This is a genomic window from Vibrio sp. 10N.261.55.F4, from assembly GCF_041470465.1.
Classification (GTDB): Bacteria; Pseudomonadota; Gammaproteobacteria; order Enterobacterales; family Vibrionaceae; genus Vibrio; species Vibrio crassostreae_C.
Genome location: NZ_JBFRMM010000045.1, coordinates 50,835 through 60,259, shown reverse-complemented (window position 1 = coordinate 60,259; position 9,425 = coordinate 50,835). Strand labels below are relative to the sequence as shown.

Below are 9,425 nucleotides of genomic sequence, written 5' to 3'. Positions count from 1 at the left end.
GCCGCGATGAACCTTTTTTTATCATCGAATAAGGATGTTGATATGGTATTACGTGAGTTCAAAAAACATTTCAGTCGTGGCGACCTGAAAGCAGCAATTGGTGTCGTGTCCCCTGGAGCTAATGGTTATTACTTAATGGTCAAAAGTCATAAGTGGGGAGTAAACAGCTTTCTTGAATCCGACAGAAAAATGCAACCCAGGGTATTCAAGACTCAACAAGCTTTGTTGAACGCCGCTAAAGCAATCGGTTTTTCCTACCACTCGATTGATATCCAACATTTATAATCAAGATGGTTAGATATTGGGTTGATTCTGTTATCGGTGTCGCTTCGTAAAATAACCAAACATTCAGAGCCTGAATACCACCACTCCAAAATCATCTATTTATCTACTCGACAAAAATAATTCTTACAATTAAGCGTTTATATTCATTAATAATATTGGCGGCGGGCGGCATAATAGCCGCGAATCCTTCTAACGAGTTTGGTTATGTTCTACAAGCGTCTTTTGGTATTGGCTTTACCGCTTACTTTTATATTTCCCATCCATGCTGAAACGTTTGGTGAGCGAATGGCGCGTATCGAACAAGAGAATGTACTGGCGAAAGCCATGAGTGAAGAACAAGTTGAGTTGATACAAAAAGTCGTACAGACCAATCACTGCGCTAAAGTGGCGTTAACCCACCACCAACGCATTTTAGGCCAATATAAGGTTGAGACATCTTCTTCTGAGTTATTCGTAAAATGGCGTCAACTCGGTAAGCAGTTAGACGCTCAATACGAGACAGATTACCCCGGCTACCCTAAGCACGCTTTTCAAGAATATCCTGCGGCTTCAAGCAAAGTCGATGGCTACCTTTTTGCTTTAATCGACAATGGTTTAAACGAGCAATCGTGGATCGCCAAAGAGTTTAAGCAGTGTAAAAAGAATAAGCTCATATTCCGAACCTAAGCTCAAGTCTGCTCTGGTTCGAGAGTACTCACTCACATTGGTTCTAATAAAGTAAGAACAGCCCTTCATAACCGCCAATTTCGATTTCACTCACATAGTCACCAACGTTACCGTTAGCATCAACAGGTTTCATTGGAACATCCAGCGTAATGGTGAGTTTTGCCGCGTCATAAAAGCTCGGATTCTTGCCGTGGAAATCCGTGCGATACAACACACGACCATTGCTGAACTCTCTCGCTAACACCATGTCCTCAGGGCCACCAGCGACCACCTGATTTTCAGATTGATACATAAAGTACGTAAACGTCGGTAGAACGTGAGTGATACCATTGGGCAGATCAGCATGCACCATTTCGTTCATCGAGGAATCGCCAACGATGGTGTAGTCAGCAGGCTGAGGTGTCGTTGTCGAAAGCATCAAAGGAATCGGCGCAAAGCCATATGGGATTTGATGACTCGGCTCTCCCAAGTCAACGGCCAATAACGAACTGGGTTGGTAGGCGATGTTTTTAGGGACACCACTTTGCCAGAAAGTGTCAGCCGTCGTATTGCCACTTCCATAGACGTAACCATTGTTCCACTGATTAAAGTAGCTATGTTGAGCGTGTCGATTGAGGTGGTAGATCGCTAGGGTCGAGTATTGGTCTTGCTTCCAATTATCTTCACTATTTCCAAGATACTGAACTCGCCCATAACGCGTTGTCGCCTGAAAAATAACACTTTGCCCATTGTAGGCGAGCGCAGAATTATCCCAGAATTTTGAGATCCCCGAGTAACCACTAAACCCAGTAGACGGAAAAATGTAGTGCTCGCGTAAATACAGAGAGCCCGCCTCGCTAAGATGAGACTGTCCATTTCGACCCAGTAAGTTCGCGGTTCCGATATTCAACCCAATCGACGCATCACTTTCTAAAGCAGAAAGATTTTTGAGAAACGCTGAAAATTGTTGCTTGTAGAGATCATCCGCTTGATTCGAACCCGCAACAGCTCCTAACTCTTGAACATGCCCGCCAGAGTGAACATAGAACTGGTTCGAGCCAATGAGTTTATTTGTGTCGTCGTTGTACGCACCATTCAAACCTTGTCTTGCCCAGCTTTGCTTGTAGTAGCGATGAATAGCAGATAGATAATCCGCGTTTGCGACGTTCGTTAGCGACCAAGATGAGTTAGCGCTCCACATTCGACCAAATGGCACCACTCTTGATTCCCAACGAAAACGTGCTGTCGCGTTCTTATTGGTTCGATTTCGATACTCGCTTGGCGACAAGTAGTTATCACCATCTAGATCTGCAGACACATCAAAACCACGGATTTTTCGCCATTGGCTGATAGCATTGCTGTCCGGGGTTGAAGTCGGAGCATCGGTTAACTTGACGGTTGGAAAACTGTTTTTGAGTTTTACTTCTTTTAAACGCGGCCTGTCGTCGGCATTCTCACTTTGCCAACGAACTCTCACAACGTATAAGCGCCCACCATCTCTCAAAAAGGTTGAACCAAAATACTGGCCGCCGCCATAACTCGCACCGCTCCCATCATGAGTTGTAGCTCTTAACCAGTTATCCGGAAGGTTCCAGATCACCGATTGGTTTTTGGTCATATTGAGCGTTTTGTCTTTCTTTACATCAAGCCTTTCCCATTGTGAAACCCTACCCTGAGAATCAATAGCAGTTGGGTATTCAATCCAAAATTCACCGCTGCCAGCAAACTGTGAGAACTTAAAGGTCAGCCGTTCGAACTGTTCAGCATGATAGACATACAAAGCCCCACCCTGTTCGAAATTCTCAAACACATCGGCATCCCACGGAGGCTCTTGATACAACCAAAAACCAGCATGGTCTTCACTGGCTGTATAACCCAAGATCATAGGTTTTCGGTTTAAAAGGGTCTTTTCGCCATGAGTTTTATCAACTTCGGCAATGACAGTATCTTCAGAAAAGTGCAGGAAATAGTCTTCGAAATTGAGGCCTTCTAACTCAGCTTGGTTACGGAGATCGTTCTCCAACCAACCCGAGTTCATCGCCATGACTTGGTTGTACATATAACCAATTGTCGTGGCCCGCTCATTGTCGGCTTTGTCGGCATAAGCTCCGAACACAATATCACTGTTGGAAATTTCCCAATCAATGACGGCATTCGTAGATAGTGGGGAGCCCAAAAGATCAACACCAACTTCATGTTGCCCTGGCAGCACAACCGCTGTACCAACAGCAAAAGCGTAACCAGCGATTAAACATGACGGTATGAGTGCGAGCAGCCCAGAAATGTAGGTTTTCATGATTCAAATTTCCTAATCGATACTGTCATGCCTTAAATCACAAAACGAAAAGTCAGCCAACTTACGTGTCAATTTAGGAATCAAAATACGAAAAAAGTATCGACTACATGGCTCTATTGTTCAAGTGCTCGTCTGTCTTGTTTCATCGGTGGCAAGTAAAACGAGCAAATGCCGATTCAAAATCAATGCATTAAGGAAAATATAAGTTTTTGTGATTTTAATTTTATTTGGAAACCAAGTATCTCCGGCTAACGAGAAATCAGCTCAGATTTTCTCAAAATGAGAATAATACGGTTTGGAAGATGAGAAGTTATCAGAGCCTAGAACTCAGAATAGGACTTGGATTTGCTGTATCGAATCTCAGTTTGAGCGCCACACTATTGAAACTCAATTTGGATAGGCTGTCTAAACAAGAACGATGACAACGCTCCTTAAAGCCTCTTGTTCCACTTCCCTTGATGGTCGCGATCGCAATTTTCTTGCGTATCGTAGCTAACATGCTTATCGATATTCTTCAGTTGAATTCCAACTTGATTGAACGCTTGTTGAATAGCCCCTGAGACACTCTGTTGACCTTCGCCACTTAAGAAGTTCGTTCTATCCTGATTGGTATCGAATACACAGACAATTTTCAAACTTTGCGGAAAAGAGGAAAAGTTGACCGAGTGAGTCACCCACAAAAAACCATCGAAGCCTTTCAGCGTGTCTTCACAAACGTCAGTTAACACGTCTCTGATTTGATTCTCGATTTTCTTATCTGATTTACGCATGCGGCAAAGGTCCTATTTAACACCTTAAAAAATAAGGTTTTTCGGTCAGTTTCGTACTACCTGATATTGGACACTGTGGCGGTTTCAAATGCAAAGTATTTATTGGGGAGAGTCGACTGGAAGATATAGAGGAAACGCCTCATGTTTGATAGCTTACGAGGCGATCAAACATGAGACGAGTATAGAATTTACTAAAACATTAGCTCGCCGCTTGTTCCCAATCAGTTAATAACTTCATGATTACGCGAGAGTCTTGGTGGGTTGCCATTGGCGCAGCAAATTGTGTATCACCTTGCTCAACCGCTTGGCGGATATTGCGCACTTGATAATGGAAACCATCACCTTGCGCTTCGACTTTCACTTCACGTGTCGACGTTTCATAGATCTCTACCGTAAACGTGTTTTCTGCCGTCGGTAGCCATGGATTAGTATCTAGCGTGATACAGCCTTTGCTGCCTAGGATCGTAAAACCATGCTTTAAACCGTGGTCTTCAGCAGTGTGGATTTGTGCGGTAAAACGGTCGTTGAAATGCATCATCGCCGACGATTCACAGATATTGCCATCTTCGCCTCGTCGACCGATTGCTGAGATCTGCACGTCATCGAACACGCTCTCACCAAATTGCTGCTGCGCAACAGAGTGAATCAGCGACATTGGGTAACAGCCAAGGTTGTATAGCGCGCCTTTGCTCGCAGGATTCACGAACTGATCAATCGCCGCAACGTAGGAACCTTGAATTGAACGCACTTCGCCAATCTCACCAGTTGCCAGTTCTTGATGAAGCTTGGTGATAAGTGGATGGTTTAAATACATCAAACCTTCAGCAAAGAATACGCCCGCTTCTTTCACGGCTAGTAAAGCTTGCTCGGTTTTTTCCATATCTACCGACAAAGACTTCTCACACAAGATCGCTTTGCCTTTTTGAGCCGCTTTAATCACATACTCATGATGAACGTGGTTTGGTAGAGCAATGTAGATAATGTCGACCGACTCATCTTCAATCAAGGCTTCATAGTTGTTGAAGGTTCGTGTTGGCTGGTATTGGGCAGCAAACTCATTGAGTGTTTTCTCTGTGCGTCCAGCAACAGCATACAGCTCACTTTGAGCATCGCCTTTAATCGCATCCGCCATTACGCCTGAGATAAAGCTGGTTCCTAGGATTCCCCATTTCATGTCTTAGATCTCCTGCTCTTGTGCTTTGATAGGCCCACGTTGCGTTTCGAATGCTTGAACCAACTCGGTAATATCACGCTCAATAAACACTTGGGTATGAGGCATCACAAAGTGCTGATTGATCGCCTCGCGGTTTACGTATTGCTCAAGCAAGATCACACGATCGCTTTGGCTTTGATCATAGGTTGCAATTGCTTGTAGGCAGCCCGGTTCGCTTTGCATGTCTAAACAAAACTGTTCGATAGCTTCGAGCGCAGCTGCTCGTTCTATGTTGGTTTTGATCTTAAGTTCGGCAGTAACAAAGATAGTTTCATTCGTTTGAGGCATTGCACGCTCTTATTTTAGTTAATTATCGGTTTGCCATTAATATAATTAACCCCTAATAATTGATAAACTCACGTTTTGTTTATTGTTTATCAACCAAAAGTGTTCAATGGATAAGTTAACTAGCATGAAAGTCTTCGTCTATGTGGTGGAACAAGGTAGCTTTCGCAGCGCCGCAAACCACTTCAACCTGTCGGCGACTATGATAAGCAAACATGTCCATTCCTTAGAAGCCAGTTTGAAGTCTCAGCTGATCCACCGCACCACGCGTAAGCAATCGTTAACCGATTCAGGACAACTTTACTATCGTGAGTGTAAGCGAATTCTCGAAGACATCAGCAATGCAGAGAACCTGATTCAAACCTTGGAAAATCAACCACAAGGCACGGTAAAAATAAACTGCCCTGTCACCTATGGAAACAAGGTACTCGCCCCTATCGTAGCTAAGTTTCTCGCGCATCACCCAACCATTAACGTTGAGCTGATGTTGAATAATGACCTTGTTGATCCTTATTCATCTGACATTGACCTGATTGTGCGAATTGGTGACCTATCCGATTCAAGCTTGGTCGCAAGGTATTTAGGGGATTATGAGATGTGTTACTGCGCGGCGCCCGCTTACCTAAACCAACATGCTGAAATCAGAGTATTGGAAGACTTGGCGCAGCACCCATCGCTTGGATTCAGTTACAGCAGCCAAGCTCCTCACGCCACACCGAATAAAGAACGTGTGCGCTTGATGTCGAATAATGGTGATGTGTTGCGGTATGCCGCCCTGCAGGGTGTGGGCGTGTTGTTGCAACCGACTATCTTAGTCGCAGAAGAGATTGATCGTGGAGCGCTGTTGGAAATCCTACCCGGCATGGCGCCGTTACCAAAGCCGATTCACTTGCTCTACAAAACCAAGCAACTGTCGTTGAAGAACAGAACCTTTGTCGAGTTCTTGTTAGCTGCGTTTGCTGAGTAACTAAGCGCTTTCTAAACAACAAAGACCGCTAGACTGTTTGCCATTGGCTCATCAAGCGCTTGCCAAGATCAGAGGGCGTGGTGTTATGGACGATCATCTCATCACATTGGTTGAACACCATGAAGTGTTTTAGTTCATCGCATAAAGCATGAACCAACAACTCATGGTTTTTAATTCGCTCTTCCACAACCAAGTTACGGATATTGAGCAAACCACTCTTCCTGTCAACCTTGCAATCCATTCGTGCCACCAGCTCACCTTGCCACAGAATCGGTAAGCTAAAATAACCAAACTGACGCTTGGCCTCTGGAACATAGCATTCTAGGAGGTAATCAAAGTTGAACAATGATTGCATTCGCTTTCGTTGAATCAGCAGGTTATCAAACGGAGACAGTATCTTAAGCTTGGTTCTGGAAAGAGGTTGATTCAGCAGTTCAAAAGCACCTGGCAGGACATAGTAATCAGAGCCTTGAATCTCTACTTTCAGAACCTGCTTATCTTCAAGCATCTGTTGGAGTGTTTTCTGAATCAGAGGCTTAGTGTTCTTAAGTAGGTAACTCATTTCGGACGCTATTCCAACTCCGTTAGCCTCTAAATAACGTGTTATCAGATGCTCGATGTACTCTTGTTCTGTCGGTTCAGAGGTATCAATTCCGCTCGGTAAAACTCGCTCGGTTAGGTCATACACCTTATGAAAATTCACTCGGCTTGGCACCATTAAGTCGCCTTGCATGAACAATGTTTCTAATGCTTGCTTGGCCGGTTTACCGCCCCAACCGCCGGGGTTTGGCCTATCCCCTTCAAAATCTTTCGCCATCAACGGCCCTTCATTCTCAATACGTTTGAGAACATGAGCCATCAGTGCGTCATCCTTTTTATACCAATGCTTTAGCTTACCGCTCGCAAAGCCATTCTTGCGATGTAGGCTGAATCGAAAGTCACGCATGGGTAAATACGCGGCGGCATGAGACCAATATTCAAACACCTCTCGACGCTCTAACAGCTTATCCAGATGGTTCAGTTGGTAATCTTGATTGCGATTCCAAAGCGTGTGGTGGTGAGCTCGCTGAATCACAGAGATGGTATCAATTTGCACATAGCCAAGGTTTTTAATCGCAGACAACGTGTTCGCCAAAGCGCCCCCATTGCGTTGCTTTTTAGGTGGCAACTTCTTAGGCTGCAGCTTTTGCGAAAGCAATACCAGTTTTTGCGCTTGAGCGAGTGACAGTGATTCCATGAAATTCAGACTCTAATTGATAGCAATGATCCGTTTATGATTCAGCAATAAGCTCTTGAAGAATCTGCTTGTAGGTTTCTACCGTCTGCGCGCCCGTTACTGCACTCTTACGGTTGAACACCACAGTAGGAACAGCTGAGATCCCCATGCGTTGCCATTCAAACTCTTGCGCTTCAATTTGCTTCAAGTTGTCGGTGTTCTTTAGGCGCTTCAGTGCCTTCGTTGAGTCTAAGCCAACCGCTTCAAGCTCTTGTGCAATGACTTCAAGATCGGACAGGTCTTTTTGCTCTGTGAAGTGAGCAGCAAAGAAGCGTAGCTTTAACTCAGTCTGTTTGCCGTGCGCTAGTGCAAAATCGAGAAGTACATGTAGATGACGTGAATTGACCATTCTCATACTGTCATAGAAATTGAAATCGAAACCAACCGCTTGGCCGCGAGCCGAAAGCTGTTCTCGTGAACGTTGGCTCTCTTCTGCGCTAGAACCGTATTTTCTCATGATATGGGCACGCAGGTTTTCGCCCTCTTGCGGCATGTCAGGGTTAAGCTCAAACGGCTGCCATTCAAGTTCAATCTGGTCTTCTAAACCAAGTTCCGCAACGGCTAGCTCTAAGTTTTTGTAACCGACTACGCACCACGGGCACATTACGTCAGAAATAATATCAAGTTGAAGTTTCTTGCTCATAATCATTCCAAATATCGTTACTAAGGCGTATCCAATTCAAAGTGAATACCCATCTTTCTGGTTAGACTACAACAAGCTGAACACTCGTTCAAATTTAACTCAATACAACAGCAGCCAACAAAAAAGCCAACTCATTTTCACGAGTTGGCTTTGATAAAAATCGAATCTAGCTTAAGAGCGTTACGCTAGCAACTTCTCAAGTACTTGGAACACACCCGCGTCAACGTTACTTGGCGCGCCAAAACGCGCGATCTCTTTTAACTTTGGATGCGCGTTTTCCATCGCGTAAGAGTGGTAGCTCTCTTTAAGCATTTCCAAGTCATTTAGGTAATCACCAAAGCTCATGGTCTGCTCGTAAGTGAAACCTAATGTGTTCTGTAGATGTTTAATCGCCGCACCTTTTGACGCTTCAGCGTTCATCACATCTAACCAAATTTTTGCGCTTACAACCACTTGGTAGTTCTCACCGAATTTGGCATCAATAGTTGGGTTCACTTTCTCTTGTGAACCGTCGAAGTGACAGATAGCCACCTTGATGAAATCGTCTTCTACCGCCAGTAAGTCTTCTACTTGCTCACGGCGATGGTAGTACTTAGAGATCTCCGCCAGAGCACGCTCATCTTTGGTTTCGATGTATGCCGATTTCTTACCGCATAGCACCACATGCGCGCCTTCAATAGCTCGAGCTTCTTTAATGATCTCTTTAATGGCATCGGTATCAAGCAAGCAGCTGTAAAGTTCTTGGCCTTTGTGCATCACTAATGTGCCGTTTTCAGCAATAAACATCATGCGATCTTTAAGCGGGGAAAATGTTTCTAGCAAGCTGTAATACTGGCGGCCAGACGCGGCAGCAAAAATAATATCTTGCGCTTCTAAGCGCTCATAAAGATTGAAAAACTCAGGGTCGAGCTTTCCATGCTCATCGAGTAAGGTGCCATCCATATCAGTCGCGATAAATTTGATGTTTTGTTGGGGCATGTCGGGCGTACCTATTATTGGATTATGATCATTCGTTATCTTGAGTAACGGTTCTGGGTTCGATTAT

At 44.5% G+C, this 9,425-nt stretch carries 10 protein-coding genes; 3 read left to right on the top strand and 7 right to left on the bottom strand.

Annotation, left to right across the window (positions count from 1 at the left end; translation table 11 throughout):
- Positions 1 to 42: 42 nt before the first annotated feature.
- Entirely contained in the window at positions 43 to 285 is a 243-nt protein-coding gene (locus AB4249_RS20900) for a hypothetical protein (RefSeq protein ID WP_017064006.1), read from the top strand.
- A 204-nt stretch (positions 286 to 489) separates the two neighbouring features.
- The gene (locus tag AB4249_RS20895; RefSeq protein ID WP_372104633.1) at positions 490 to 951 is read left to right on the top strand and encodes a hypothetical protein; all 462 of its coding nucleotides are present in this window, start codon (positions 490 to 492) and stop codon (positions 949 to 951) included.
- Between the two features lie 43 nt (positions 952 to 994).
- On the opposite strand, the gene AB4249_RS20890 is transcribed toward AB4249_RS20895, so the two are convergent.
- From AB4249_RS20890 to AB4249_RS20875, 4 genes are all read right to left on the bottom strand, one after another.
- Positions 995 to 3,226, bottom strand: coding sequence for a hypothetical protein (locus AB4249_RS20890; RefSeq protein ID WP_372057852.1), 2,232 nt, complete (start codon positions 3,224 to 3,226; stop codon positions 995 to 997).
- A gap of 431 nt (positions 3,227 to 3,657) precedes the next feature.
- The gene (locus AB4249_RS20885; protein WP_017060926.1) at positions 3,658 to 3,996 is read right to left on the bottom strand and encodes a hypothetical protein; all 339 of its coding nucleotides are present in this window, start codon (positions 3,994 to 3,996) and stop codon (positions 3,658 to 3,660) included.
- A gap of 199 nt (positions 3,997 to 4,195) precedes the next feature.
- Entirely contained in the window at positions 4,196 to 5,170 is a 975-nt protein-coding gene (locus AB4249_RS20880) for a Gfo/Idh/MocA family protein (RefSeq protein ID WP_372104630.1), read from the bottom strand.
- 3 nt (positions 5,171 to 5,173) lie between these two features.
- Complete coding sequence (locus AB4249_RS20875) at positions 5,174 to 5,497, bottom strand: putative quinol monooxygenase (protein WP_372057854.1); 324 nt, start codon at positions 5,495 to 5,497, stop codon at positions 5,174 to 5,176.
- Positions 5,498 to 5,603: 106 nt separating this feature from the next.
- Here AB4249_RS20875 and AB4249_RS20870 point away from each other — a divergent pair, with 106 nt between their 5' ends.
- Entirely contained in the window at positions 5,604 to 6,461 is an 858-nt protein-coding gene (locus tag AB4249_RS20870) for a LysR substrate-binding domain-containing protein (protein WP_017069718.1), read from the top strand.
- Between the two features lie 28 nt (positions 6,462 to 6,489).
- On the opposite strand, the gene AB4249_RS20865 is transcribed toward AB4249_RS20870, so the two are convergent.
- From AB4249_RS20865 to AB4249_RS20855, 3 genes are all read right to left on the bottom strand, one after another.
- Positions 6,490 to 7,698 carry a winged helix-turn-helix domain-containing protein gene (locus AB4249_RS20865; RefSeq protein WP_372104627.1) on the bottom strand — a complete coding sequence of 403 codons (1,209 nt, stop codon included), beginning with the start codon at positions 7,696 to 7,698 and terminating at the stop codon, positions 6,490 to 6,492.
- Positions 7,699 to 7,732: 34 nt separating this feature from the next.
- The gene (locus tag AB4249_RS20860) at positions 7,733 to 8,380 is read right to left on the bottom strand and encodes a DsbA family oxidoreductase (protein ID WP_017060931.1); all 648 of its coding nucleotides are present in this window, start codon (positions 8,378 to 8,380) and stop codon (positions 7,733 to 7,735) included.
- A 180-nt stretch (positions 8,381 to 8,560) separates the two neighbouring features.
- Positions 8,561 to 9,358: a Cof-type HAD-IIB family hydrolase gene (locus tag AB4249_RS20855; protein WP_017069716.1), complete on the bottom strand. Its 798-nt coding sequence runs from the start codon at positions 9,356 to 9,358 to the stop codon at positions 8,561 to 8,563.
- Between the last annotated feature and the right edge of the window lie 67 nt (positions 9,359 to 9,425).

Bases quoted from the DNA above. Each gene is read 5' to 3' on its own strand.
- AB4249_RS20900 (WP_017064006.1), top strand. From the start codon at position 43: ATGGTATTACGTGAGTTCAAAAAACATTTCAGTCGTGGCGACCTGAAA.
- AB4249_RS20895 (WP_372104633.1), top strand. From the start codon at position 490: ATGTTCTACAAGCGTCTTTTGGTATTGGCTTTACCGCTTACTTTTATA.
- AB4249_RS20890 (WP_372057852.1), bottom strand. From the start codon at position 3,226: ATGAAAACCTACATTTCTGGGCTGCTCGCACTCATACCGTCATGTTTA.
- AB4249_RS20885 (WP_017060926.1), bottom strand. From the start codon at position 3,996: ATGCGTAAATCAGATAAGAAAATCGAGAATCAAATCAGAGACGTGTTA.
- AB4249_RS20880 (WP_372104630.1), bottom strand. From the start codon at position 5,170: ATGAAATGGGGAATCCTAGGAACCAGCTTTATCTCAGGCGTAATGGCG.
- AB4249_RS20875 (WP_372057854.1), bottom strand. From the start codon at position 5,497: ATGCCTCAAACGAATGAAACTATCTTTGTTACTGCCGAACTTAAGATC.
- AB4249_RS20870 (WP_017069718.1), top strand. From the start codon at position 5,604: ATGGATAAGTTAACTAGCATGAAAGTCTTCGTCTATGTGGTGGAACAA.
- AB4249_RS20865 (WP_372104627.1), bottom strand. From the start codon at position 7,698: ATGGAATCACTGTCACTCGCTCAAGCGCAAAAACTGGTATTGCTTTCG.
- AB4249_RS20860 (WP_017060931.1), bottom strand. From the start codon at position 8,380: ATGAGCAAGAAACTTCAACTTGATATTATTTCTGACGTAATGTGCCCG.
- AB4249_RS20855 (WP_017069716.1), bottom strand. From the start codon at position 9,358: ATGCCCCAACAAAACATCAAATTTATCGCGACTGATATGGATGGCACC.